This is a genomic window from Flavobacterium sp. TR2, from assembly GCF_025252405.1.
In the GTDB taxonomy this organism is placed as follows: domain Bacteria; phylum Bacteroidota; class Bacteroidia; order Flavobacteriales; family Flavobacteriaceae; genus Flavobacterium.
In genome coordinates, this window is sequence record NZ_CP104307.1 from 1977077 (window position 1) to 2003238 (window position 26162).

Sequence of the window (26162 nt, forward strand, 5' to 3'; positions counted from 1 at the left end):
AGGATTGATAATGCAGATGTTAAAAACCGTAATCCAGACTATGCAAGGGAAATAACCCATGGCAATTTTGCTGAGAATATAAGACCAGCTGTGTCCGTCGAGTCTCACTTCATCATAAATACAGGCCAAAATGACCAAATAAACAAGAGTATTAACGATTAAATTTCGTAGAAAAAAATTCTGGTAGATTTTTGCAATTGTCATAGCGGCAAAAATAATATAATCGTATAGTTTGTAAGCATTTATAAAGAATAATTTATACTAACGCCATTCGTATAAATCATACGCCATTGGTATAAAATTGCTGTTAAAGTATGGACTTCTCTATTATTTTTGATCTTGAGTTTCTATAATCTTTTTAATAAAAAAATAAAATGTACCAGTTTAAAGAATTACAAGAAGCAGAGGTCATTGTGGAAGTTTTTAAAACAAATGTCCAAAAAGAATCTGATCGAGATTATATCATAACAGTTATGCAAAATCAGTTCCCAGATTATAAAATTAATTTTGATTTGGAAGACTGTGATAAGATTTTGAGAGTAGAAGGTGTTGATTTGCAATGTGATAATGTTGTGAGTCATGTGTGCGGTTTAGGTTTTACTTGTGTGCGATTAGAATAAATTTATATTTTCTATTTCTGAAAAACAGGTGTAAATACGCTAACGTATTTGTGTTTTTTTTAAGTATTTTGTGTAATCTTCTAATTTTAAAATAAATCTTAAATGCTAAGTTTTATACTTTCTATTTTTCTTTTTCTTCTCGAACAGCTAATCTGATTTAACTGTTTTTTTTAGTTGCTTTTCCACTAACTTTTTATCAGTATAAAAGGTGTCTTCATTTGCGTATTATTTTTCTAATTTTACGCCATGAAAAAAAAGTTCCAACTCTTCGATTTTAATCAGAAAGTCAATTACAAAAACGAAATTTTAGCAGGTTTAACTGTTGCGATGACCATGATTCCAGAATCGTTGTCGTTTGCTATTTTGGCTGGATTTCCGCCGTTGGTAGGTTTGTATGCGGCTTTTATTGCTGGACTAGTAACAGCTATTTTTGGAGGAAGGCCAGGAATGATTTCGGGCGGTGCAGGAGCAACCGTGATTGTTTTAATCGCTTTGATGAAATCGCACGGAATAGAATATGTTTTTGCTGCAGTTGCCCTTGGAGGTGTTGTTCAGATCTGTATCGGACTTTTTAAATTAGGAAAATTTATTCGATTAGTTCCCCAGCCTGTTATGTTTGGTTTTGTAAATGGTCTGGCCGTTGTGATTTTTATGTCGCAGCTAGAACAGTTTAAAACGGTTGTTAATGGACAAGTTTCGTGGCTTCAAGGCACTCCTTTGTATATTATGCTTGGCTTAGTTGCTTTGACAATTGCCATTGTTTTAATTTTTCCGAAGATTACAAAAGCAGTTCCTGCATCTTTAGTAGCCATTATGGTTGTTTTTGCAATTGTGATTATTTTTAATATTGAAACCAAAACGGTAGAAGATATTGCTTCGGTTCAAGGCGGATTTCCTCCTTTTCATATTCCGAATATTCCATTTTCTTTCGAAACTTTTAAAGTGATATTTCCATATTCGGTAATTGTTGCCGCTGTTGGTTTGACTGAAGGTTTGCTTACGCTGAATTTAGTTGACGAAATTACAGGAACCAGAGGAAACAGCAACAGAGAATGTATTGCACAAGGAAGCTCAAATATTCTAAATGGTTTCTTCTACGGAATGGGCGGTTGTCCAATGATTGCGCAGACTTTGGTAAATCTCGGAGCAGGTTCGAGAGCAAGACTTGCTGGAATTATTGGTGCCTTGACTATTTTAATGATCATACTTTTTGGAGCTCCAGTAATAGGGAAATTGCCAATGGCGGCTTTGGTAGGCGTTATGATGATGGTGGCTATAACCACTTTTGAATGGGCAAGTTTTAAGATCATTAATAAAATGCCGAAACATGATATTTTTGTTGGAATTCTAGTGGCTTTAATTACCATTGTACTGCATAATCTGGCATTGGCAGTTTTAATTGGTGTGATTATTTCTGCTCTGGTTTTTGCTTGGGAAAGTGCCAAAAGAATTCGCGCAAGACATTATATTGACGCAAACGGAATAAAGCATTATGAAATTTTTGGCCCATTATTCTTTGGCTCTACTACTGCGTTTTTAGAAAAATTTGATATCCAGAACGATCCTAATCATATTATAATAGATTTTAGAGAAAGCCGAGTTGCTGATATGTCCGCCATTGAAGCTTTGAATAATATTACTAAAAAGTACAATCAGCTCAATAAAACCGTAGAGCTGGAACATTTAAGCGCCGACTGCAGGCAACTGCTCAAAAATGCTGATGCTGTTATTAAAGTGAATGTTATTGAAGATCCAACTTATAAAGTGGTATCTTGAAAATAAGATAATGTGTCGATTTGATAATTAGATAATGAAATTAGTAGCGTAAATCTGTAGCGTAGACGCACTGCAGTGCCTCTACGCATAAGTATATCAAAAAACAGCAAACCCGACAGATTTTAAAGAATCTGTCGGGTTTGTTTTTGTTTGTCAGGCTGAGCGAAGTCGAAGCCCACGTACCAATTGGAGCGCCCTTCGACTCCGCTCAGGGTGACAATCATCGTCAAATTATCTAATTATCAAATTGACACATTTTCTAATTTTTGCGTAGCGTACCCTCAACATCACTCAGTTTTCCATCAATCTCACCAATCTGTAAACCCAGAATATGAGCAATTAAAGGATATACAGAAACATTCTGAAACGTTTTTACTTTTTTATTGATTTTAAACGCAGGGCCTTTTGCATAAAAAATAGCGTGCATATCTTTTTCGTTATTGTCATAACCGTGCGTTCCGCCATTTATATGAGTACTTTCTTTGCTTACTAAGCTCCAACCTTTATCGGCTTCAATGACAAAATCATGAACACGAGGATTTGATCCGTAGTGCAATCTTTTTGGAACTTCAGTCGATTTCCAGAATTTAATATGTGGAACTTTTTTCAAAGCATTAGCAATAGAATCCTGATAGCCAGATTTTGCCTGTAAACTCATAATTGGGTTCACAACATCTTTATAGCCCAGCCATTCTGGTTTTAAATAATCTAAAACGGCTATTTTTTTATCATTGCTGATAGTGGCCATTCCGTGGTCTGAAACGATTATCAAATTGATTTGTTTTCCAATAGGCAGTTGATCTAATCTTTTAGATATTTCTCCCATAATCGAATCCATTTTAATCACCATTTTTTCGGTTTTTGGCGAAAGCGGACCAAAATTATGACCAGTATGATCTGGTTCGTCAAAATATAAAGTTATCAAATGAGGGCGCTGTTTTTCTGGAAGCTGCAGCCATTTCATAACGGTATCAATTCTGGCTCCATATGGAATTTTACCGTCATAATTTTTAAAGTAAGTTGGATTTCGTTTATCAATATCAGAACCAGGCCAGAAGAAAGAAGCTGTTTTTATACCCTGTTGCTCAGCTAAATTCCAAATCGGATTTCCGCCATAAAATCTCGAATCATTTTTAGCATTGCTTGATAATGAAAAAGACTGATTCAAAGAAGAATCAAAGAAAACATTGTTGATGATTCCGTGATGATCTGGATAAAGTCCCGTGACAATAGAATAATGATTTGGAAAAGTTTTACTTGGGTAAGACGGTTTCATTGATTTGGCATGAACGCCTTCTTTTTCAATTTGCTTCAGATTTGGAAGATTATACATTTTGCCATAATCCCAGCGAAAGCCATCCATAGAAATTAAAACTACGTAATTGTCTTTATTGCTTTGGGCTTGTAAAAAAGTAGTAAGAAGTAAAAATGTAAAAGATAAAAAGTGAGTTGTGAATTTTCTCATTGTGCAATTTTAAATAGAACCGCAAAGGTATTGATAACAGATTTTTTAAAGAAAAAGAGAATGTTAAATAAAGGGATGGCCACGAATTGACCAAGGAGAATAGCCACGAATTCACGAATTATTTTTTTATAATCTTTATCTATATTTTTATTAGCTACGGATTACACAGATTAAAAGGATTATAATCTGTGATAATCTTTTTAATCTGTGGCAAAAAATAAACACAGAGATTTGAAAATAATTCGTGAATTCGTGGCTATTCTCTTCGGTTGAGTTGTGGCTAAAAAAAAGCGCCAGAAGTAAATCCAGCGCTTTTAATTTTTAAGAAGAGAACGATTACATCATTCCTGGCATTCCGCCTCCCATTGGCATTCCGCCTCCGGCATTTTCTTCTTTAATATCAATTAATGCACATTCTGTAGTTAAGATCATTCCAGAAACAGATGCTGCATTTTCTAATGCTACACGAGTAACTTTTTTAGGATCGATAATTCCAGCAGTAAGCATATCTACATATTCGTCAGTTTTTGCGTTGTATCCGAAATCACCTTTTCCTTCAGAAACTTTGGCCACAACAACAGAACCTTCAAGACCAGCGTTTTCAACGATAGTTCTTAATGGAGCTTCAACAGCGCGAGAAACGATTTGGATTCCAGTAGCTTCGTCAGCATTGTCAGCTTTTAAGTCAGCCAAAGCAATTTTAGCTCTTAATAAAGCAACACCACCACCAGCAACTATTCCTTCTTCTACAGCAGCGCGAGTTGCGTGTAAAGCATCATCAACTCTGTCTTTTTTCTCTTTCATTTCAACTTCAGAAGCTGCACCAACGTAAAGAACTGCAACACCTCCAGCTAATTTAGCCAAACGCTCTTGTAATTTTTCTTTATCGTAATCAGATGTAGTAGTTTCCATCTGACCTTTGATTTGGTTTACACGATTTTTGATGATATCAGCTTCACCAGCACCGCTTACGATAGTTGTATTGTCTTTATCGATAGAAACTCTTTTTGCGTTTCCTAACATTTCGATAGTTGTATTTTCAAGAGTATATCCTCTTTCTTCAGAGATAACAGTACCTCCAGTTAAGATTGCGATATCTTCTAACATTGCTTTTCTTCTGTCTCCAAAACCTGGAGCTTTTACAGCAGCAATTTTAAGAGCACCTCTTAATTTGTTTACTACTAAAGTAGAAAGAGCTTCACCGTCAACATCTTCAGCAATAATCAATAATGGTTTTCCTGATTGTGCAACTGGCTCTAAAACTGGAAGTAATTCTTTTAAAGAAGAAACTTTTTTGTCATATAACAAGATGTATGGAGAGTCTAATTCAACTTCCATTTTCTCAGGGTTTGTTACGAAGTAAGGAGAAAGGTATCCTCTGTCAAACTGCATTCCTTCAACAACGTCAACGAAAGTATCCGTTCCTTTAGCTTCTTCAACAGTGATAACACCTTCTTTTCCAACTTTAGCGAAAGCTGTAGCGATTAATTCACCAATAACTTCGTCATTGTTAGCAGAGATAGAAGCAATTTGCTTAATTTTATCAGAATCGCTTCCAACAACTTTAGCTTGTTTTGCCAAGTCAGCTACGATAGTTTCAACAGCTTTGTCGATACCGCGTTTCAAGTCCATTGGATTTGCACCAGCAGCAACGTTTTTCAAACCTTCTTTTACGATAGCCTGAGCTAAAACTGTAGCAGTTGTAGTTCCGTCACCCGCTAAGTCATTGGTTTTAGAAGCAACTTCTTTCACCATTTGCGCACCCATATTTTCTAATGCGTCTTTTAATTCGATTTCTTTTGCAACAGAAACACCATCTTTGGTAACAGTTGGCCCACCAAATGATTTTCCGATAATTACGTTACGACCTTTTGGTCCAAGAGTTACTTTTACAGCATTTGCTAATGCATCAACACCACGTTTTAAACCGTCACGTGCTTCAATATCAAATTTTATATCTTTTGCCATTTTAATTTTTGTTTAATGTTTGATTTGTTTCAAGTTAAATGAAGTTCTTAATTTTTTAATACTTCGTACTTAATACAATATTTTTTAGATAATCGCTAAAATATCATCCTCGCGCATGATTAGATAATCAGTGCCTTCCAGTTTTAACTCTGTTCCTGCATATTTTCCGTAAAGAACAGTATCGCCAACTTTTACAGTCATTGTGTGATCTTTAGTTCCGTTTCCTACTGCTACTACAGTACCTTTTTGTGGTTTCTCTTTGGCAGTATCTGGAATAAAAATACCTGAGGCAGTTTTAGTTTCAGCTGCAACAGGCTCAATAAGTACGCGGTCTGAAAGCGGTTTAATGTTTAAAGCCATGATTTTATATTATTATAAGTTATACGATTTTTTTCTGTTCTATAAACTTTCAGAAACTATGCCATGCTAGAAAAACTGACATTATTTCTTAAAAAAAATGCCAGCTTTGACAGGCTGGCATTAGATTTTTATATCGAGCTAAAATTATTTAGTAGCTGGTGCTGCAGGAGCAGGAGTATTTCCTTGTGCTGGAGCTGCAGGAGCATTTACAGGAGCTTCAGTTTTGTCAATGATTTTAGATTCTGTATCACTTAAAGATCCTGAGAAACTTAAGCTAGAAAGTAAAATTAGCACAATTAAAACAGTAGCTAAAGTCCAAGTACTTTTATCTAAAAAGTCAGTTGTTTTTTGTACTCCACCTAACATCTGCGTTCCGCTGATAGTAGAAGACAATCCGCCTCCTTTAGGGTTCTGTACCATGATAACTACGATCAATAGAAAACAAACTATTGTGATTAAAACTAAAAAAATTGAAAATGTGCTCATTACTTAATTATTGTTATTGTTATTTTGTTGTAAAATCTTTATATCCGATATGCGGTCTGCAAAGAAAGTAATTTTTTCTGGATATTTCAAAATTAATATTTCATATGCCTGAATTGCCTTTGTATATTTCTTTTGTTCCAGATAAACTCTCGCCAAAGTCTCGGTCATTAGATATGAATTATCCTCTATATTGCTTTCAATTTGTACTGCTGGAGAGCTGTTTCCTGGCTTAATAGGAGAGATTTTCGGATTGCTTTCAATAAACTTATCGATAATTTCAGCCTTTTTTTGTCTCTCTTCTTCTAGTTTTGCTTTTTCTTCAGCTTCTTTCTCCGCTTTTTCCTCTGGAGACAGTTCGTCTGAACGGTCAATAGGTTCAGTTCGAGATAACTGCAGCCATTCTTGGAACGAATGTTTTTCGCTAAGAGAAAAATCCAAAGGCTTCCCGATTTCTAAATGTTCTGCAGCTGTTTTTGCAGGTTCATTAGGTTCTTCCTCAATTATTTCTTCAATCGGTTCTTCATTTTCTTCTTGAATTTCCTCCTCGTCTTTATCCTCAGATTGCAGAACTTCTAGAATTTCTTCTTTTGGTTGTTCGGGTGCTTTTGCTTCTGCTTCTTTAATTGAAGAAAGAATAGATCGTTCAATGGTATTCATCTTAAATTCCGGAATGACCATTTCTTCAATAACACTGTCGTCTTCATCTTCTTCAACCGAATTAAAAAGAGGTTCTTCTATTATAGTATCGGCTTTTGCTTCTTCAGTTTCCACAGATTGCTCAGTGCTTACTGCTTCTGCTTCTTTAATTGAACTTAAAATAGAATTTTCAATACGGTCAAATTTTGGCTCTTCAATTTCTTTTTCTGGTTCGGGTGCAGAAACTGTTTCAGAAACTTTGATTGAACTTAAAATAGAATTTTCAACACGATCAAATTTAGGTTCTTCCGTTTTTACTACTTCTGCTTCTTCGGTTAAAATCGCTGTTTCTTCTTCTATGTTTGAGATTGAATCTGCAACGTCAATTTTGTTTTCCGTTTCGATTACAGGTTTTTCAAAAGTAACTGAATGCGCTTCTTTTATAGCAAGAAAAATAGAAGGATCTATTTCTGGAAGTTTTTTAGGCTCTTCTGTTACAGGTTTTTCGAAAGTAATTGAATGCGCTTCTTTTATTGCTAGGAAAATAGAAGGGTCGATTTCAGGAACTGTTTTAGGCTCTTCAATAATTAAGGGCTCTTCTGCTTTTATTGGTTCCTGAGCTTGTATTGGTTCTTCGATTTCTGTAATCGAAGGAGTTTCAATAGGAGAACTTGCAGTTTCTTTAACTGTATCTGAAGCAGGCTGTTCTTCAAGATCTGTTTTTATTTCAATAGCTTTCTGAATTTGCTCTGGTGAAATTATCTCACTATCAAAAACGGTAATTTCAAGAAGATCTCTCAGTTTCTGCTCATAGAAATCATTTTGAATAGAAGTAAAAGCTTCAGAAGTAATAAAATCAAATAAAACAGAACGGTCTAATGTATGTGCAGCGGTTACTTTTAAAGCATAATTATACTTAAAACTGTTTTGGTTGTAAAGTCCTTTTAATCGTAATGCGCGAGCACTTTGAAAATATGGAAATTCATTCAAAACACTGCCTAATGCATCCGCCTGCTTTTCTGTAATAGCATCGGGTTTGTTCATTAAGTAGGTATAATCGCTGACGTTCATTATTTGTTTTTTTTGGGTTTAATCAGTTAATTGTTGATTTATTTTTAGCTGTTTAATCGATTAAACGATTCAACAAACGGCAAAACTACCATTTTGCCAATGATGCATTAAAAATGTCCTGCGTGATTCTTTCAAAAATAACTCTGATCGCTTCATTTAAAACAGATCCTGTTGGCAAATCTCTTCCAGGGAAATCATAATAGAATTCAAAAGACTTTTCAAAATCATCTGTTTCTTTCTTTTTATTCATAAAACGGACATTAACACGAATCGATAAACGGTTTTGAGCCGCCTGCTGGTCCGCGGTTGCTGTCATTGGAGTGATTCGGTAATCTGTAATTTCACCTTCATAAACCAAATCGCCGCCGTTGCTAACCAAGTTTAAATTGGTTTGATTCATAATTAAATCCTGTAAAGCCAAGGTGAAAGTTCTATCGATCCCAGGCTCAATTAAATCGGCATTATTCTGAAAGAAGTTGACTTGAAATGTTTTGGCGTCAATTTTTCCAGTCCCAGTAAAGTTATAAACAGAGCAGCCGCTTAACATAAAAAGGCTTAATAATGCGAAAAGAGAATATATTTTTTTCATAATTATAGTAGTCAAATTCCAAATTTCGCCAAATATACTAATTTGGGATTTGGAATTTAAAAATTGAGATTTATTATAAGTCGAATTGCTTGATTTTGCGGTATAATGTTCTTTCAGAAATACCTAATTCGTCTGCTGCGGCTTTACGTTTTCCTTTGTTTTTTTCTAATGATTTTTTGATCATTTCGATTTCTTTTTGCTCCAAACGCAAAATTTCTTCTTCCTCAATAGTTTCAGCAAATAGATAATTATCGTCTTGCATTTGGTAATTATCTTCACGAACAGCAGGAGTTGTCATAACAGCAGTTCTTGGTTCTTCTTCAAAATCAATTTCGCTGTCGTTTTGCTGGTTTCCGTATATTTTCTGAATCAGATTCGGATTAATATCCTGCACTTTAGAAGTTCCATTTTTCATCAATTCTAAAGTCAGTTTCTTCAAATCGTTCAGGTCGCTTCTCATGTCAAAAAGCACTTTGTACAGAATGTCTCTTTCAGTGCTAAAATCGCTTTCTTTTTTGCTGTCGTTAATAACAGAAGGCAGATTGCTTCCTTCGGCAGGCAAATAAGATTGTAGAGTAGCTAAACTGATGTCGCGATTAGTTTCTAAAACAGAAATTTGTTCTGCCACATTTCGAAGCTGACGAATATTTCCGCTCCATCTGAATTTTTGTAAAAGCTGAACAGCATCATCATCCAGTCTTAAAGGCGGCATTTTGTATTTATGCGCAAAATCGGCCACAAATTTTCTGAATAGCAAATGAATATCGTCGTTTCTTTCGCGTAAAGGAGGCAGTGTAATTTCGACTGTGCTTAAACGATAGTATAAATCTTCACGGAATTTGCCTTTTTCAATAGCATTAAATAAATTCACGTTTGTTGCAGCAACGATACGGACGTTGGTTTTCTGAACTTGTGAAGAACCTACTTTTATAAACTCTCCGTTTTCTAAAACACGAAGCAATCTTACTTGAGTTGTCAATGGCAATTCTCCAACTTCATCTAAGAAGATTGTTCCGCCATCAGCCACTTCAAAATAACCTTCACGCGTGCTTGTTGCGCCTGTAAAAGCTCCTTTTTCGTGTCCAAAAAGTTCACTGTCGATAGTTCCTTCTGGAATAGCTCCACAGTTTACGGCAATATATTTGCCATGCTTTCTGTGCGAAAGCGAATGTATAATTCTAGGAATGTTTTCTTTACCAACACCACTTTCCCCAGTTACCATAACCGAAATATCAGTTGGAGCAACCTGAATGGCTTTTTCGATAGCGCGATTCAATTTTGGATCATTACCAATAATCTCAAATCGCTGTTTTATTGCTTGAACTGTTTCCATATTAGATTTTGTTTCAAGTTTTTATTTGTTTCAGGTTTCACCTAAAACTTTGGCTTGTATTTTTTGTCTGCCACGAATTTCTCGAATTTCACTAATTTTTTGAAATCGTGTTAATGTATAACTCTTTTATGTTGTAAAGTTTTTTTATTAAAATTAACGATAATTCCTAAATCGCTATCAGCTAATCTTAAATAATTTATTGTTTGAGCGGTATGTTCATCAACTATTTCTTTTGATGCTTTCACTTCTAGGATGATTTCGTTATAGACTACAAAATCGGCATAAAATTTATGCGCTAAAACAATTTCTTTATATTGAATATCGTATTCTTTTTCGCGTTCATAGGGAATATTGTGTTTTCTAAATTCATATTCTAAGGCGTCTTTGTAAACAACTTCTAAAAGCCCGCCGCCCAATATTCTATGAACTTCCATGCAAATTCCGACAATTTTATAGTATTCTTCTTTTCTATACAATTCCATGTTTGTTTTTTGAAACAAATCTATAGAAAATTTTGAAAGAAAATTCGTGTAAATTCGTGAAATTCGTGGCTAAAAAAAACTTAATTCATGCTGCTCAAACCAATAGCTTCACCCTTTAAAGTTCCGCTCGTACAGCTTGTAATTTTTACGTTGACGAAATCTCCAATTTTGTAATTTTCTTTTGGGAAAACTACCGTTATGCTTTGAGAATTTCTTCCAGAGAATTCATCTTTCGATTTCTTAGAAACTTTTTCAACTAAAACTTCCACTGTTTTTCCAACAAATTCTTCGCTTCTAAACCAAGCGTGTTTTTGCTGCAAATCGACAATTTCCTGTAATCTTCGAGCCTTAGTTTCTTCTTCAACATCGTCTTTCATTTTTCTTCCGGCCAAAGTCCCAGGGCGTTCAGAATACGAATACATATAACCGAAGTTGTATTTTACATATTCCATTAAGCTCAAAGTGTCTTGATGATCTTCTTCGGTTTCTGTTGGGAAGCCGGCAATCATATCTTGCGAAATAGAAGCGTCTGGAACAATTGCTCTAATTTTGTCGATCAAAGCCATATATTCTTCACGGCTGTGAAGACGATTCATTTCTTTTAAAATTCTATTGCTTCCAGATTGAACTGGTAAGTGAATGTGTTTGCAAATGTTTGGATATTTTGCAATAACGTGCAAAATGCTTTCGTGCATATCCTGTGGATTTGATGTTGAAAACCGAATACGCATTTTAGGGAAACCAGCTGCAACCATTTCTAATAATTGGTCAAAATCAACAGCAGTGGCTTTTTGCATTTCAGAAGCGTTCACAAAATCTTTTTTCAAACCGCCGCCATACCAAAGATAGCTGTCAACGTTTTGCCCCAAAAGTGTAACTTCTTTATAGCCTTTGCTCCATAAATCCTGAATTTCAGCCATAATGCTTTGCGGCTCACGGCTACGCTCGCGTCCGCGTGTAAAAGGTACAACGCAGAACGTGCACATATTATCACATCCGCGAGTAATTGAAACTAATGCCGTGATTCCGTTGCTCATTAAACGAACAGGCGAAATATCTCCGTAAGTTTCTTCTTTTGATAAAATTACATTAATGGCATCACGTCCTTCTTCCACTTCGGCCAATAAATTCGGAAGATCTTTGTAAGCATCAGGACCAACAACAAGATCAACGATTTTTTCTTCTTCTAAAAACTGGCTTTTCAAACGCTCTGCCATACATCCCAAAACACCAACTTTCATTTTTGGATTTGTACGTTTAACAGCGTTGTATTTTTCAAGACGTTTACGAATAGTCTGTTCGGCTTTGTCTCTAATAGAGCAAGTGTTCACCAAAACCAAATCGGCTTCTTCAAGAACCGAAGTTGTATTATATCCTCCGTCAGACAAAATGGAAGCCACGACTTCACTGTCTGAAAAGTTCATCGCACAGCCATAGCTTTCTATAAAAAGTTTTTTAGTATTCTCAGGTTTATTTTCTAGAACAAGACTTTCGCCTTGTTTGCTTTCTTCAATAATCTTTTCCATTGTAAAAATTCAAAGTGCAAAGATAGCGTAATTGAAACGAATATGACAAGATGTCAGATAAAGAATTAACAATGTTTTAAAAAATTTAGATTGCATATTTTAGATTGTACATTTTGGATGTTTTTCAATTGATATAAGTGGCGAAAAAATCGAAAATCTAAATTTGCAATCTAAAATAAAGGAATTTCTCTGTCAGAAATCATTAAAAGTTATACCTATATATATTATCGAGATTATTACAGATAAATCTGCAATTTTAAGTTTCATAATATCAAAATACCTCAAAAATTCATTCGTAAGGTTAATATTTAAAAAAAATAGATACTTTTGTTGCAGAAAAATAGAGCAATGGCAAAGAATTTAGTAATAGTGGAGTCACCTGCAAAGGCGAAAACGATCGAGAAATTTCTTGGAAACGATTTTCAGGTGGAGTCAAGTTATGGACACATAGCCGACTTACCATCAAAGGAAATAGGAGTAGATGTAGAAAATGGTTTTAAACCAAAATATGAAGTTTCTCCCGATAAAAAAGCCTTGGTAACAAAACTAAAATCACTTTCTAAGAATGCCGAAACGGTTTGGTTAGCGAGCGATGAGGACCGCGAGGGAGAGGCTATTTCATGGCACTTGGCGGAAGAACTGAAACTGGATAGAAAAAAGACTAAACGTATTGTTTTTCATGAGATTACAAAATCTGCGATTCTTAAAGCAATAGACAATCCAAGAGAAATAGATTATAACTTGGTAAACGCACAGCAGGCACGTCGTGTTTTAGATCGTTTGGTAGGTTACGAATTATCTCCTGTTTTATGGAGAAAAATCAAAGGAGGTCTTTCTGCTGGTCGTGTGCAGTCAGTTTCTGTACGTCTGATTGTAGAAAGAGAGCGCGAGATTCAAAATTTCAACGCAGTAGCAACTTATTCAATTGTTGCAGAATTTGTAAACGAAGCAGGAAAAGCTTTCAAGGCAAAATTGCCTAAAAACTTCAATACTAAAAAAGAAGCCGAAGATTTCTTAAATCAAAATATCGGTTCTAAATATAAGGTAGCCGATTTAGAAACTAAACCTACCAAAAAATCTCCAACAGCACCTTTTACAACATCTACGTTACAGCAGGAAGCGGCAAGAAAATTATACTTGCCTGTTGGAATTACAATGCAATTAGCGCAGCGTTTGTACGAAGCGGGACTTATTACTTATATGAGAACTGACTCGGTGAATCTTTCAAAAGAGGCAATGGATGCGGCTGAAGCTGAAATCATAAAGTCATACGGAAAGGAATTCTCTAAACCGAGAATTTTTGCCAATAAAAATAAAGGGGCGCAAGAAGCGCACGAGGCAATTCGTCCTACGGATATGTCGCGCCATTCGGTGAATATCGATCGCGATCAAGCTCGTTTGTACGATTTGATCTGGAAAAGAACTTTGGCTTCGCAAATGAGCGATGCGCAGCTAGAAAGAACGAATGTAAAAATTGAGGCAGATAATCACGACGAAATTTTTACAGCTTCTGGAGAAGTATTGCTTTTTGAAGGTTTCTTAAAAGTGTATTTAGAAGGTCACGATGACGATGAAGAAGAGCAAGAAGGGATGCTTCCGGCTTTAAAAGTGAACGAAAAACTGGACAATAACTATATTACAGCCACAAAACGATATTCAAGGCCGCCAGCACGTTATACAGAGGCGTCTTTAGTTAAAAAATTAGAGGAGCTTGGAATTGGCCGTCCTTCGACTTACGCGCCAACTATTTCGACAATTATCAATAGAAATTATGTTGAAAAAGGAACTCTTGAAGGCGTAGAGCGCAATTATACGCAGCTTACTTTGCAGAATAATAAAGTAGGTGAGAAGTTGCTTAAAGAAAATACAGGTTCTGATAAAGGAAAATTAGTTCCAACAGATATCGGAACAATTGTTACCGACTTCTTAGTAAAGAATTTTGGAAACATCTTAGATTATAATTTTACTGCGAAAGTTGAGCAGGATTTTGACGAAATTGCCGAAGGAAATATAGATTGGGCAAAAATGATGCAAGATTTCTACAACCAATTCCATCCAAACGTAAAAGAAGTTGAAGCTAATGCTGAACGCGAAAGTGGGGAAAGAATTTTAGGAAAAGATGCTGATGGAAGACAAGTTTCTGTTCGTTTAGGGAAGTTCGGGCCAATGGCTCAGATTGGAGAAGCAGATGATGAAGATAAAAAGTTTGCCAGTTTAATGGCTGATCAAAATATTGGAAACATTACACTTGAAGAGGCTTTGAATTTGTTCTTGCTTCCGAAAAGTTTAGGGGAATATAAAGGAGAAGAAGTTGAAGTGAATAATGGCCGTTACGGTCCTTATGTTCGTCACGGAAGCGTTTTTATTTCATTGCCGAGAGGAGAAGATCCGCTTAATGTTTCTAAAGAAAGAGCACAAGAATTAATTGATGAAAAAGCACTTGCTGATGCGCCAATTGCAGTTTACAAAGGAGAAGCTGTTCAAAAAGGAGTGGGACGTTTTGGACCATTCATTAAATGGAACGGACTTTTTGTGAATGTAAACAAGAAATACAATTTTGATAATCTTTCTCAAGCTGATGTTGAGGAGTTAATTGAAGAAAAACTTCAGAAAAACATCGATAAAGTTATTCATAATTGGGAAGAAGAAGGAATAGTAGTAGAAAAAGCTCGTTGGGGGCGCTCTGTAATCCTGAAAGGGAAAATTAAAATTGAATTAGGTAAAGATGTTGATGCAACAAAATTAACATTGGCGCAGGTTCAAGAAATGATCGAAGCAAAAACGCCAGCAAAGAAAACTGCTGCTAAAAAAACAACAACGGCTAAAAAAGCTCCAGCTAAAAAAACAGCTGCTAAAAAGAAATAAGTATATAAATGGAATTTGATTTTCTAGAACCAGTTAATGACGGAATTATAAAATTCGTCGGTGCACTGTCTTCACAAGAGCTTGGGAGTAAAGTTGTTTTTCATACCCAAGATCAGTTTCCTGATATTGAGCAGATTAATATCGCTATCATTGGTGTTTTAGAAGATCGTACAAACATCAATATGATTAACGAAGTTAATCTTTCTGCTGTGCGTAAAAAGCTTTATGGTATGTTTCCGGGTAATTGGGATGCTTCAATTGCAGACTTAGGAGATATACTTGCAGGGGCTTCTGTAGAGGATACTTATTTCGCATTAAAGAAGGTTACGGCTGCATTAATTAAGAATAAAGTCATTCCTATAGTCCTGGGAGGTTCTCAGGATTTGACCTATGCTTTGTACCGTGCTTACGATGATTTAGAGCAAATGGTAAATTTGGTTGCCGTCGATAATAAATTTGATTTTGGTAAAGAAAATGAGTCAGTTTCTGCTAATTCCTATCTGACTAAAATTATTATTGATGAACCTAATAACCTTTTCAACTTCTGTAATATAGGATATCAGACTTATTATAATTCGCAAGAAGAAATCGATTTGATCGAAAAATTGTTTTTTGATGCTTATAGATTAGGTGAAATTTCAAACAAAATTACTTTGGCTGAGCCAGTTTTTAGAGATGCCGACTTGGTGAGTATCGATTTGAATTCTGTAAAGTCTTCTGCTTCAGGGAATATGGTTAGTTTTGAGCCAAACGGATTCAACGGAAAAGAGATTTGTGCTTTGGCTAGATATGCTGGCATTAGCGATAAAGTTTCTGCTTTTGGAGTTTTTAATCACAATAGCACATTGGCCGAATCGGTTATTATTGCTCAGATTGTGTGGTATTTTATTGAAGGATATCATTATCGTTCAAAAGAATATCCATTTGGAAGCAGGGCAAACTACTTAAAGTATATAGTGCCGTTGGATGATGAAGAGTTGATATTTTATAAAAGCGATAAAACTGACCGTTGGTGGATAGAAATTCCATATGAATCAAATGGTCACAATAAACTGAAAAGAAATACGTTATTACCGTGTTCTTATGATGAATATTTGTCGGCTTGCAATCAAGAATTGCCAGAAAGATGGTGGAAAGCGCAACGAAAAAATGCTTTATAGATCGAAAATTTAAGTGAAATCTTAAATTTTTAAAACCTCCTAAAAAAGGTTAAAATTAATTAGTAGGAAAATATATATAATATATAAAAATTAACGTTTTACATCGATTTTTTGAAGCAGTTTATCGATAAAATATTTTTTTTTTATTTTATTTAACATTATTTTTGAACGGTAAAATAAATTCGCAAGTAGTATTGTTTTTTAGATAAATAATAAATACGTTTACGGACTTTTAATAATGAATAGATAATCCCAAATTTATATGAAGAAGTTTATTGCATTTGCAGCAATGTTAACACTAGTAATCGGCTGTGGTAAGTCAGGTGACAAAGGTGAGTTAGTCGGTGTTACAGGAGGGAAATGGCATCCTGAGAAGCCTTATGGAATGACATTAGTTCCTGGTGGGTCTTTTATTATGGGTAAATCAGACGCTGATTTAGCTAACGTAGAAGATGCTCCAACTAAAACTGTAACTGTTCGTTCATTTTATATGGATGAAACTGAGATTACAAATAGTGAATATCGTCAATTTGTGGAGTGGGTAAAAGACTCTACAATGAGAGTTCGTTTAGCCATCTTAGCAGACGAGACAGGGCAAAAAGCTACTGATGGAAAAGGTAAAAAAGGCGGAAGTATTGCTGATTACGCTTTTAATGATTCTGATCCAGAAAAAATGACAGCTTATGATAAATATATGTACGATAACTACTATAGTGTAGGTACAAAAGATGATCCGTATGCTGGAAGAAAATTAAATAGAAAAGTTAAGTTAATTAAAGATACAAAAGCATATCCAGATGAGTATTACGCTGAAGTAATGGATTCTATGTATTTGCCAATTGAAGAATCATACAATGGTTTAAGAACAATTGATGTAAATAAATTGAAATTCCGTTATTCTTGGATGGATATTCAAGCTGCTGCAAAAGCAAAAGTTGGAAAAAGAAGTGACTTCGTAAAAACTGAGCAGGTAAATGTTTATCCTGACACTGCAGTTTGGATTAAAGATTTCGCTTATTCATATAATGAGCCAATGCACAATGATTATTTTTGGCACAAGGCTTACGGAGATTATCCAGTAGTGGGTGTGACTTGGAAACAAGCTAAAGCATTCTGCGCTTGGAGAACTTTGAACAAAAACAGCTACATTAAATCTAAGAAAAAAGGACGTGATTTAGTAAACTCTTTCAGATTGCCAACTGAGGCAGAGTGGGAGTATGCTGCTAGAGGAGGTCTGGAGTCTGCAACTTACCCATGGGGAGGTCCTTATACGAAGAGTGATAGAGGTTGTTTCTTAGCAAACTTCAAACCAAGTAGAGGAGATTATGCTGCTGATGAGGCTCTTTACACGGTTGAAGCTAAATCATACGATGTAAATGGTTACGGATTATACAATATGGCAGGAAACGTTTCTGAGTGGACAGATTCAGCTTATAATCCAAACGCTTACGAATATGTGTCTACAATGAACCCGAACGTAATCGATGGTAAAAACCAAAGAAAAGTAGTTCGTGGAGGTTCTTGGAAAGACGTTGCTTATTTCCTACAGGTAAGCACACGTGATCACGAATATGCTGATTCTGCTAGAAGTTATATCGGATTCAGAACTGTACAAGATTACATGGGTACTCAAGTTACAGGAAACAGAAAAAAGTAATTTATAATTAATTCAATATCCAACAAATCTATTTTAAACCTAAAAAAAAAAGTATTATGGCATTATTAAGTAAAAAAGCAATGAATTTCGCTTATGGTATGGGAGCGGCAGTGGTAATCGTTGGAGCTTTATTCAAAATTACTCACTTTGAGATTGGACCATTAACAGGTACAGTTATGCTTTCAGTAGGATTGGTGACTGAGGCGTTAATTTTTGCACTTTCTGCTTTCGAACCAGTTGAAGAAGAACTAGATTGGACTCTAGTTTACCCAGAATTAGCTAACGGACAAGCTAGAGAAAGAAAACCTAAAGCTGAATCTCAAGCTGATGCTCAAGGATTATTATCTCAAAAATTAGACACATTATTAAAAGAAGCTAAAATTGACGGTGAATTAATGTCAAGTTTAGGAAACAGCATCAAAAACTTCGAATCTGCTGCTAAAGGAATTGCTCCAACTGTAGATTCAATCGCTGGACAAAAGAAATATTCTGAAGAATTATCTGTTGCTGCTGCTCAAATGGAATCATTAAACAGTTTATATAAAGTACAATTAGAAAGTGCTTCTAGAAACGCTGAAGCTAACAAAGAAATTGCTGAAAACGCTTCTAAATTGAAAGAGCAAATGGCATCTATGACTGCAAACATTGCTTCTTTAAACAGCGTTTACGGTGGTATGCTTTCTGCAATGAGTAACAAAGGATAATTAGTTTTTAACTAAATATTAAATTTATTAATAAAGAACTAATTAGAAAAAAATGGCAGGAGGAAAATTAACCCCTAGACAGAAGATGATTAACCTGATGTATCTGGTTTTCATCGCAATGTTAGCAATGAACGTATCAAAAGAAGTTATTTCTGCTTTTGGTTTGATGAATGAAAAATTTGAAGGTGCAAATAAAACATCAACAGAGACAAATGCAGGTTTATTAACTTCTTTGGATCAAAAAGCTGCTGAAGCAAAAGGAGAATTTGCGATTGCTGCAGTAACAGCTCACAAAGTTGAGACAATTACAAAAGAATTTTATGATTATATAGGTACTCTAAAAGCTCAGGCTGTAAAAGGTTTTGAAGTTGATAAAGCAACAGGAAAAATGCCTTATGAGTCTATGGATAGAGGTGATAATATCGACGACTGGTTTACAGGAGACGGTTACACTAAAAAAGGTAACGAAATTATCGCTAAAATCGAAAAATATAAAGCTGATATCAAAGCTGCTTTAGGAACAGATAAAAAATACGCAGCTATTATTGCTGAGGTTGAAAAGAAATTTGATGTTTCTGATGTAAAAAATAAAGAAGGTCTTAAAGAAAAATACTTAGCGTACCACTTTAAAGGATTCCCAGCTATTGCATCTGCTGCTAAACTTTCAGCTTGGCAGAATGATGTTAAAAAAACTGAAACAGACGTTTACAACAGTGCGTTAGGTAAAGCTGCAGTTGCTGCTGCTTCTTACAGCAACTACCAAGCAATTGTTGTTTTAGATAAAAATGCTTATTTCCAAGGTGAAAAAGTTACTGGTAAAGTTGTTTTAGGTCGTTATGATGAAAACACTACACCAACTTCTTTCCAAGGTCCTGGACAAATCGTAAACGGACAAGCTGTTATCTCTTTAACTGCTGGTGGAGTTGGAGAACAAGATATCAACGGACAATTTACTTTCTTAGAGGATGGAAAAAATATTCCTTTAAAATTCTCTGGAAAATATGTTGTAGTTCCAAGACCAAACGCTGCTACAATTTCTGCTGATAAAATGAACGTAGTATATAGAGGAGTTGTTAACCCAATCTCTGTATCTTTTGCTGGTGTTGATGCTAACAAAATTGTTGCTAGCGCGCCAGGTTTATCTTCAGCTGGAAAACCAGGAAAATATAACATGAGCCCAGGTCAAGGTACTGAAACTACAATTTCTGTAACAGGTACTTTACCAAACGGTGACAAAGTAACTGATAAGAAAACATTCAGAATTAAAGGTATTCCTGGTCCAACAGGAACAATTAGAGGTGAGATGGGAGTTGTTAAAGGTCCTAAATCTAACTTAGAGATTGCTACTATTGGAGCTAAACTTCTTGATTTTGATTTTGAAGTTGGTTTAGATGTTGTTGGATTCAATATGAAGATTGCTGGACAGCCTACGGTTGTTGTTACAGGAAACAAAATGAATGCGCAATGCAAACAAGTACTTTCAAGAGCAGGTAAAGGAGACCAAGTTACTATTTCTGAAATTAAAACTAAACTTGTTGGAGCTGGTAGTTATTTATTGCCAAGAACTGCTCCTGTAATTTACGAAATACAATAATAAAGTAGTGTTAACTACGTTCAATATCTTATAACGAACCACGATGAAAGTAAGAAATTTTTTAATAGCTATTATTTCTATCGCTGGAGGTTTTGCTTCTAATGCGCAATCTAATTTGCTAAATGCTAAAACTCCTGCTCAGATTGGACTTAAAACTCCTGCTCAATTAATATCTGACAATGATAAGCCTTTGGCTTATGGTTATGTGGATGATAGAGATATCTTGATGGGAAAAACAACATGGGAAATCATTGATTTAAATGAAAAAATCAACTTTCCAATGTACTTTCCAGTAGATACAGCTAATATTGGTCCTAACAGACGTTCCCTTTATGATGTTTTAACTAAAGCTATCAAAAATGGAAAAATAACTGAAGTGTATACTGATAGTTATTTCAATACTAAAAAATCTATGAAAGATATCGAGGGGTCTTTATCTCGTATTGATACAACAGATGCAGGTAGAGAGTTAATTAACCAATATCCAGATGACTATAAATCACGTGTTGTGAAGAAAAAAGTAGTTACTGGTAAAGGTAAAAACAAGTCAGTTTCTTACGTAGAAGAAACAGTTGGACCGACAAGAACGGTTCCTGCTGAATACATCTTGAAACAAGACCTTACTGCTGCTGATGTTAGCCAGTATAAAATTAAAGGATATTGGTATTTTGATAAACGTCAAAGTGAATTGAAATATCGTTTACTAGGAATTTGCCCAGTAACTCCAGACGTTTATACTATGAATAGTGATGAAAAGGATTATATCGAATTGTTTTGGGTATTCTTCCCAAATGCCAGAGAAGCACTGCATGAAGCAAAAGCATTCAATGACAACAACTCTGCTCTTCCAATCTCATTTGATCAGATTTTAAATTCAAGACGTTTTAATGCTGTTGTTTACAAAGAAGAAAACCTTTACGGAGACAGAGCAATTAGCGATTATATGAAAGATAACGCGCAAAATCAGTTGTTAGAATCTGAAAGAGTAAAAGAGAAGATTCGTAATTTCGAACAAGATATGTGGAACTACTAAGTTGATACATAGCATAATAATTAAAAAACTCTTACTACCTTTGTAGTAAGAGTTTTTTTTATGTCAAAAAGTTGGAAGCGATATGACGTAGAATAGTATTTAATCTTCTTTTGCACACGTAAGAAAAATAACAATATTTATAATAAAATTTCGTTTAATGTTCTGTAAAAATTATCATGATGAAAGTAAGAAATTTATTAATTGCTATTGTTGCTGTTCTTGGAAGCTTATCTTCTTATGCTCAGTCTAATTTACTTAATGCCAAAACTGCCGATCAGATTGGGATTAAGACACCAGCTCAAATGATATCTGATAACGATAAGCCTCTTGCATATGGTTATGTTGATGATCGAGATATCTTGATGGGAAAAATGGTTTGGGAAATAATTGATTTAAATGAAAAAATCAATTTTCCATTATATTTTCCTGTCGACACAGCCAATATTGGGCCTGATAGACGTTCGCTGTACGATATTTTAACTAAGGGTATCAGAGAGGGCCGAATTACAGAGGTTTATGCAGATAGTTATTTTAATACAAAAAAGAGCTTAAAAGATATTCAAGGCGCGTTATCTCGAGTTGATACCACAGATGCTGGTCGTGAGCTTATCAATCAATATCCGGATGATTATAGAACACGTGTTGTGAAGAAAAAGGTAGTTACGGGTACAGGAAAGAACAAGAAGGTTACATATGTTGACCAAACTGTCGGGCCTACAAGAACAGTTCCTGCTGAATATATTTTGAAGCAAGATCTTACGGCCGCCGATGTGACTCAGTATAAAATTAAAGGTTTTTGGTATTTTGATAAAAGGCAAAGTGATTTGAAATATCGTTTGCTTGGAATTTGCCCTGTAACACCTGACGTTTACACTATGAATAGTGATGAAAAGGATTATATTGAGCTGTTCTGGGTCTTCTTCCCTAATGCGCGAGAAGTATTGCATGAAGGAAAAGCTTTCAATGACAAGAACTCGGCTATGCCAATTTCATTTGATCAAATTTTAAACTCAAGACGTTTTAATTCCATAATATATAAAGAAGAAAATGTTTATGGAGATCGCGAAATCAAAGATTACATTAAAGATAATGCACAAAGTCAATTGTTAGAATCGGAAAGGGTTAAAGAGAAGATTCGTAATTTTGAAGAAGATATGTGGAATTACTAAGTTCATAAACTCATAATAAGAAAAACTCTTGCTACCTTTGTAGTAAGAGTTTTTTTATTTTATCTATACACTTCACAATGCTTGATTATTTAATCGTCGGATCTGGATTGGCTGGAATTTCTTTTGCCGAAGTCGCCCTTAAGAACAATAAAACAATTTTACTTCTAGATGACAAATCTCAGAATTCTTCTAGAGTTGCTGGCGGTTTGTATAATCCTGTAATCTTAAAGCGTTTTAGTGAAGTCTGGAATGCAAAAGAGCAGCTTGTATTGATGAATAACTTTTATGATAAAGTAGAAGAAAAGTTAAATAAAAAGTTCAATTTTAAAATGCCAGTTTTAAGAAAGTTCTTCTCAATTGAAGAGCAGAACAATTGGTTTGCCGCTTCTGATAAAATCAATCTTTCGCCTTTTTTGTCGACTAAATTAATTTCGAAAAAATATAACAGTATTGATTCTCCATTTGACTATGGAGAAGTTTTGCATACAGGTTATGTCGATACGGCTTTATTGCTAGATGCCTACAGGCAATATTTGTTAAAGAATAATTTGTTGAGAGAAGAATCTTTTGATTTTAGCGATATAGAATTTTTAGATTCAGGAATTCAATATAAAAATATTCAGGCTCGTCATCTCATTTTTGCTGAAGGTTTTGGGATGCATAAAAATCCTTTTTTTAATTATCTTCCATTAGATGGGACAAAAGGAGAGCTGTTTATTATAAAAGCCCCAGATTTAAATCTTGATGTAATTGTAAATACTAGCGTTTTTATCTTGCCTCTAGGCGACGATCTGTTCAAAGTGGGAGCAACTTACAATTGGCACGATAAAACTGCCGAGCCTACAGAAGAAGGAAAACAAGAGCTTTTAGAGCGCATTAAAGAAATCATTAACTGCGAGTTCAAAATAGTAGAACACTTTGCAGGTGTCCGTCCAACAGTTGCAGACCGACGACCTTTGCTTGGAACGCATGAAAAACATCAGTCTCTCCACATTCTTAACGGATTAGGAACGCGTGGGGTAATGCTTGGGCCTGCAATGGCAAAAGCATTGTACGATCATATTGAAAATAATGTGCCGCTAGACAGAGAGGCAGACATTAAGCGTTTCCATAAAAGATATTTGAAAGGGACTACTTTTGGCCAGCCTTAGGATCGTAAGAAACAAACATATTAATGTATAAGTTTCTTGAAAGACGCAAAACGAATGGGAATAAAATAACCAGTGTTATAATAATTGCCAAAAATGACTGCTCGATTGTGGTGTTAAAAAATACAAACGAAACGATAAAAGCAGCAACACCTACAGCTACGTTTAGCGCATAACTAACATACATGGCGCCATAAAAAAAAGAAGGTTCAATCTGGTATTTAAATCCGCAGTGGCTGCAATGATCGTTCATTTTGAGAACTTTACTCAAATGAAGGGGATTTTTGTCTTCATACATGCTTTCTTTTTGGCATTTTGGACAACTTCCTGTTAAAATGCTATTTAGTTTCGATCCTTTTTTTAACATTTGCAAAAATTTTATCAAAGGTACATTTTTACGCCTTTATTTCTTGTAACAACAGTCACAAATTATGCTTAATATACACAATCTTTCCGTTTCTTTTGGAGGAACCTATTTATTTGAAGAAGTTACTTTTCGTTTGGGTGCCGGCGACCGCGTAGGTCTTGTTGGTAAAAACGGGGCAGGTAAATCTACAATGCTAAAAATGCTAGCAGGCGATTTTAAACCTGATTCAGGAGTAATTTCTCAAGAGAAAGATATTAAAATGGGATTCTTGCGTCAGGATATTGATTTCGAGCAAGGCAGAACCGTTTTGGAAGAAGCATATGAGGCTTTTACAGAAATTAAAGTTGTTGAAAAAAAACTAGAAGAAATCAATCATCAGTTGGTGACGAGAACTGATTATGAAAGCGAAGAGTATGCTAAGATTATTGAGGACCTGTCAGATTACACCCATCGTTTTGATCTTCTTGGAGGATACAATTATGTTGGAGATACAGAAAAAATTCTTTTAGGTTTAGGTTTTAAAAGAGAAGTTTTTAATAACCAAACTGAAACTTTTTCTGGAGGATGGAGAATGCGTATCGAACTTGCGAAACTTTTATTGCAATCTAATGATGTATTGCTTCTGGATGAGCCAACCAACCACTTAGATATTGAAAGTATCATTTGGTTAGAGAATTTCCTTCGCAATTATCCTGGAGTTGTGGTAATTGTATCGCACGATAAAATGTTCTTGGATAATGTAACCAATAGAACGATCGAAATTTCGTTAGGAAAAGCATACGATTTCAATAAACCTTATTCTCAATATTTGGAGTTGCGTCATGAGATTCGCGAAAAGCAATTGGCAACTCAAAAAAATCAGCAGAAAAAGATTGAAGAAACAGAAAAATTAATCGAGAAATTCCGTGCAAAAGCTTCAAAGGCTTCGATGGCGCAATCGTTGATTAAAAAATTAGATAAAGTAGAAAGAATCGAAGTTGATGAAGATGATAATTCAGTAATGAATATTTCGTTTCCAGTTTCTAAAGAGCCTGGAAAGGTTGTTATTGAAGCGGAACACGTTACAAAAGCTTATGGCGACAAAACGATTCTAAAAGATATTAGTTTATTGGTAGAAAGAGGAAGTAAAATTGCTTTTGTTGGACAAAACGGACAAGGAAAATCTACTTTTATTAAAGCGTTAGTAAACGAGTTTGAATACGAAGGAAATATCAAATTAGGGCACAATGTGCAATTGGGGTATTTTGCTCAAAATCAGGCTGAATATTTGGATGGCGAGATTACTTTGCTTCAAACTATGGAAGACGCGGCAACAGACACCAACCGTATGAAAGTACGTGATATGTTGGGGTCGTTTTTATTCCGTGGTGATGATGTGGAGAAAAAAGTAAAAGTGCTTTCTGGAGGAGAACGCAACCGTTTGGCGCTTTGTAAATTGTTGTTACAACCAATTAACGTTTTGCTGATGGATGAGCCGACGAACCACTTGGATATTAAATCTAAAAACGTTTTAAAGGCGGCACTTCAAAAATTCGGAGGAACTTTATTGTTAGTTTCTCACGACAGGGACTTTCTTCAAGGAATGTCTAATATTGTTTATGAGTTTAAAGATCAAAAGATTAAAGAATATTTAGGAGACATCAACTATTTCTTAGAACAACGCAATCTAGAAAATATGCGTGAAGTAGAGAAAAAAGATGTGGTAAAAAATGCACCAGCTCCGAAAGAAAAAGAAGCAAGTAAATTATCGTACGAAGATCAGAAGAAAGGAAAAGCACTTCAGAACAAATTAAGTAAAATTGAAAGCCAGATTCAGCAGTTAGAAAAACAGATCCAGCATGACGATAAGATGTTAGAAACCAATTATGACAAACATATTGAAGACGCTTCCTTTTTTACGGCTTACAATAAAAAGAAACAAGATTTAGAGCAATTATTAATCGACTGGGAAGTAGTTTCAGAAGAGATTGATAGTTTTAATGCTTAGTTTTTTTGTTTCAAGTTTCAGGTTTCAGGTTTCAAGTTCTTACCTGATGCGTAAATTTTACAGCAAAACACACTAAATTTTTATAGTTTAAATCTACAAAGTTCGCAAAGTTTTATCAGAAGATAGCTTTGCGAACTTTGCGTTTTATAAAACCTCAAAGATCAAA

21 protein-coding genes are annotated in these 26162 nt (G+C 35.0%); 11 read left to right on the forward strand and 10 right to left on the reverse strand.

The annotated features are described in order from the left end of the window. Positions 1 to 374 precede the first annotated feature (374 nt). Together N4T20_RS08990 and N4T20_RS08995 are read left to right on the forward strand one after the other, a co-directional pair. A complete protein-coding gene (locus tag N4T20_RS08990; RefSeq protein ID WP_260672695.1) occupies positions 375 to 620 on the forward strand; it encodes a hypothetical protein in 246 nt (81 codons plus the stop codon). Between the two features lie 246 nt (positions 621 to 866). Beyond that, positions 867 to 2396, forward strand: a complete 1530-nt coding sequence (locus tag N4T20_RS08995) for a SulP family inorganic anion transporter (RefSeq protein WP_260672696.1) — start codon at positions 867 to 869, stop codon at positions 2394 to 2396. A gap of 259 nt (positions 2397 to 2655) precedes the next feature. Here N4T20_RS08995 and N4T20_RS09000 read toward each other — a convergent pair whose 3' ends face one another. From N4T20_RS09000 to miaB, 9 genes are all read right to left on the reverse strand, one after another. Next, entirely contained in the window at positions 2656 to 3861 is a 1206-nt protein-coding gene (locus N4T20_RS09000; protein WP_260672697.1) for an ectonucleotide pyrophosphatase/phosphodiesterase, read from the reverse strand. 336 nt (positions 3862 to 4197) lie between these two features. Beyond that, entirely contained in the window at positions 4198 to 5829 is a 1632-nt protein-coding gene (gene groL / locus N4T20_RS09005; protein WP_260672698.1) for a chaperonin GroEL, read from the reverse strand. An 84-nt stretch (positions 5830 to 5913) separates the two neighbouring features. Further along, on the reverse strand, positions 5914 to 6189 hold the full coding sequence (gene groES, locus N4T20_RS09010; protein ID WP_008467105.1) for a co-chaperone GroES: 276 nt from the start codon (positions 6187 to 6189) through the stop codon (positions 5914 to 5916). Positions 6190 to 6333: 144 nt separating this feature from the next. After that, entirely contained in the window at positions 6334 to 6675 is a 342-nt protein-coding gene (secG, locus tag N4T20_RS09015; protein WP_260672699.1) for a preprotein translocase subunit SecG, read from the reverse strand. 3 nt (positions 6676 to 6678) lie between these two features. Then, positions 6679 to 8382 (reverse strand): tetratricopeptide repeat protein, encoded by a 1704-nt coding sequence (locus N4T20_RS09020; protein WP_260672700.1) that lies wholly within the window; start codon positions 8380 to 8382, stop codon positions 6679 to 6681. A gap of 85 nt (positions 8383 to 8467) precedes the next feature. Next, complete coding sequence (locus N4T20_RS09025) at positions 8468 to 8971, reverse strand: LptE family protein (protein ID WP_260672701.1); 504 nt, start codon at positions 8969 to 8971, stop codon at positions 8468 to 8470. A 73-nt stretch (positions 8972 to 9044) separates the two neighbouring features. Further along, the gene (locus N4T20_RS09030) at positions 9045 to 10304 is read right to left on the reverse strand and encodes a sigma-54 interaction domain-containing protein (protein WP_111422832.1); all 1260 of its coding nucleotides are present in this window, start codon (positions 10302 to 10304) and stop codon (positions 9045 to 9047) included. Positions 10305 to 10414: 110 nt separating this feature from the next. Then, complete coding sequence (locus tag N4T20_RS09035) at positions 10415 to 10786, reverse strand: GxxExxY protein (RefSeq protein WP_260672702.1); 372 nt, start codon at positions 10784 to 10786, stop codon at positions 10415 to 10417. A gap of 80 nt (positions 10787 to 10866) precedes the next feature. Continuing rightward, complete coding sequence (gene miaB, locus N4T20_RS09040) at positions 10867 to 12312, reverse strand: tRNA (N6-isopentenyl adenosine(37)-C2)-methylthiotransferase MiaB (RefSeq protein WP_260672703.1); 1446 nt, start codon at positions 12310 to 12312, stop codon at positions 10867 to 10869. Positions 12313 to 12660: 348 nt separating this feature from the next. Between miaB and topA the strand changes: the two genes are divergently transcribed. The 8 genes from topA to N4T20_RS09080 all read left to right on the forward strand — a co-directional run bounded on the left by topA (position 12661) and on the right by N4T20_RS09080 (position 23645). After that, positions 12661 to 15177: a type I DNA topoisomerase gene (gene topA / locus N4T20_RS09045; RefSeq protein ID WP_260672704.1), complete on the forward strand. Its 2517-nt coding sequence runs from the start codon at positions 12661 to 12663 to the stop codon at positions 15175 to 15177. 8 nt (positions 15178 to 15185) lie between these two features. Beyond that, a complete protein-coding gene (locus N4T20_RS09050; RefSeq protein WP_260672705.1) occupies positions 15186 to 16337 on the forward strand; it encodes a formimidoylglutamase in 1152 nt (383 codons plus the stop codon). 262 nt (positions 16338 to 16599) lie between these two features. Further along, positions 16600 to 17994, forward strand: coding sequence for a gliding motility lipoprotein GldK (gene gldK / locus N4T20_RS09055; protein WP_095928630.1), 1395 nt, complete (start codon positions 16600 to 16602; stop codon positions 17992 to 17994). Between the two features lie 56 nt (positions 17995 to 18050). After that, positions 18051 to 18698 carry a gliding motility protein GldL gene (gene gldL / locus N4T20_RS09060; RefSeq protein ID WP_260672706.1) on the forward strand — a complete coding sequence of 216 codons (648 nt, stop codon included), beginning with the start codon at positions 18051 to 18053 and terminating at the stop codon, positions 18696 to 18698. Between the two features lie 52 nt (positions 18699 to 18750). Next, entirely contained in the window at positions 18751 to 20292 is a 1542-nt protein-coding gene (gene gldM / locus N4T20_RS09065) for a gliding motility protein GldM (protein WP_260672707.1), read from the forward strand. Positions 20293 to 20335: 43 nt separating this feature from the next. Then, positions 20336 to 21325, forward strand: coding sequence for a gliding motility protein GldN (gene gldN, locus N4T20_RS09070; protein ID WP_260672708.1), 990 nt, complete (start codon positions 20336 to 20338; stop codon positions 21323 to 21325). A gap of 179 nt (positions 21326 to 21504) precedes the next feature. Next, positions 21505 to 22494, forward strand: coding sequence for a gliding motility protein GldN (gene gldN / locus N4T20_RS09075; RefSeq protein ID WP_260673103.1), 990 nt, complete (start codon positions 21505 to 21507; stop codon positions 22492 to 22494). A 77-nt stretch (positions 22495 to 22571) separates the two neighbouring features. Then, positions 22572 to 23645, forward strand: coding sequence for an NAD(P)/FAD-dependent oxidoreductase (locus tag N4T20_RS09080; RefSeq protein ID WP_260672709.1), 1074 nt, complete (start codon positions 22572 to 22574; stop codon positions 23643 to 23645). Here the strand turns inward: N4T20_RS09080 and N4T20_RS09085 are convergent. Continuing rightward, positions 23626 to 24009, reverse strand: a complete 384-nt coding sequence (locus N4T20_RS09085; protein WP_260672710.1) for a DUF983 domain-containing protein — start codon at positions 24007 to 24009, stop codon at positions 23626 to 23628. The genes N4T20_RS09080 and N4T20_RS09085 overlap by 20 nt on opposite strands. Positions 24010 to 24073: 64 nt before the next feature. Here N4T20_RS09085 and N4T20_RS09090 point away from each other — a divergent pair, with 64 nt between their 5' ends. Next, positions 24074 to 25996: an ABC-F family ATP-binding cassette domain-containing protein gene (locus tag N4T20_RS09090; RefSeq protein WP_260672711.1), complete on the forward strand. Its 1923-nt coding sequence runs from the start codon at positions 24074 to 24076 to the stop codon at positions 25994 to 25996. Positions 25997 to 26162 lie beyond the last annotated feature (166 nt).

Excerpts from the sequence above, each read along its gene's own strand:
- N4T20_RS09090 (WP_260672711.1), top strand. The coding sequence starts at position 24,074 with ATGCTTAATATACACAATCTTTCCGTTTCTTTTGGAGGAACCTATTTA.
- N4T20_RS09020 (WP_260672700.1), bottom strand. The coding sequence starts at position 8,382 with ATGAACGTCAGCGATTATACCTACTTAATGAACAAACCCGATGCTATT.
- N4T20_RS08995 (WP_260672696.1), top strand. The coding sequence starts at position 867 with ATGAAAAAAAAGTTCCAACTCTTCGATTTTAATCAGAAAGTCAATTAC.
- topA (WP_260672704.1), top strand. The coding sequence starts at position 12,661 with ATGGCAAAGAATTTAGTAATAGTGGAGTCACCTGCAAAGGCGAAAACG.
- N4T20_RS09025 (WP_260672701.1), bottom strand. The coding sequence starts at position 8,971 with ATGAAAAAAATATATTCTCTTTTCGCATTATTAAGCCTTTTTATGTTA.
- groL (WP_260672698.1), bottom strand. The coding sequence starts at position 5,829 with ATGGCAAAAGATATAAAATTTGATATTGAAGCACGTGACGGTTTAAAA.
- N4T20_RS09080 (WP_260672709.1), top strand. The coding sequence starts at position 22,572 with ATGCTTGATTATTTAATCGTCGGATCTGGATTGGCTGGAATTTCTTTT.
- gldL (WP_260672706.1), top strand. The coding sequence starts at position 18,051 with ATGGCATTATTAAGTAAAAAAGCAATGAATTTCGCTTATGGTATGGGA.
- groES (WP_008467105.1), bottom strand. The coding sequence starts at position 6,189 with ATGGCTTTAAACATTAAACCGCTTTCAGACCGCGTACTTATTGAGCCT.
- N4T20_RS09085 (WP_260672710.1), bottom strand. The coding sequence starts at position 24,009 with ATGTTAAAAAAAGGATCGAAACTAAATAGCATTTTAACAGGAAGTTGT.
- N4T20_RS09050 (WP_260672705.1), top strand. The coding sequence starts at position 15,186 with ATGGAATTTGATTTTCTAGAACCAGTTAATGACGGAATTATAAAATTC.
- gldN (WP_260673103.1), top strand. The coding sequence starts at position 21,505 with ATGAAAGTAAGAAATTTATTAATTGCTATTGTTGCTGTTCTTGGAAGC.
- gldK (WP_095928630.1), top strand. The coding sequence starts at position 16,600 with ATGAAGAAGTTTATTGCATTTGCAGCAATGTTAACACTAGTAATCGGC.
- N4T20_RS09000 (WP_260672697.1), bottom strand. The coding sequence starts at position 3,861 with ATGAGAAAATTCACAACTCACTTTTTATCTTTTACATTTTTACTTCTT.
- gldN (WP_260672708.1), top strand. The coding sequence starts at position 20,336 with ATGAAAGTAAGAAATTTTTTAATAGCTATTATTTCTATCGCTGGAGGT.
- miaB (WP_260672703.1), bottom strand. The coding sequence starts at position 12,312 with ATGGAAAAGATTATTGAAGAAAGCAAACAAGGCGAAAGTCTTGTTCTA.
- secG (WP_260672699.1), bottom strand. The coding sequence starts at position 6,675 with ATGAGCACATTTTCAATTTTTTTAGTTTTAATCACAATAGTTTGTTTT.
- N4T20_RS09035 (WP_260672702.1), bottom strand. The coding sequence starts at position 10,786 with ATGGAATTGTATAGAAAAGAAGAATACTATAAAATTGTCGGAATTTGC.
- N4T20_RS09030 (WP_111422832.1), bottom strand. The coding sequence starts at position 10,304 with ATGGAAACAGTTCAAGCAATAAAACAGCGATTTGAGATTATTGGTAAT.
- gldM (WP_260672707.1), top strand. The coding sequence starts at position 18,751 with ATGGCAGGAGGAAAATTAACCCCTAGACAGAAGATGATTAACCTGATG.
- N4T20_RS08990 (WP_260672695.1), top strand. The coding sequence starts at position 375 with ATGTACCAGTTTAAAGAATTACAAGAAGCAGAGGTCATTGTGGAAGTT.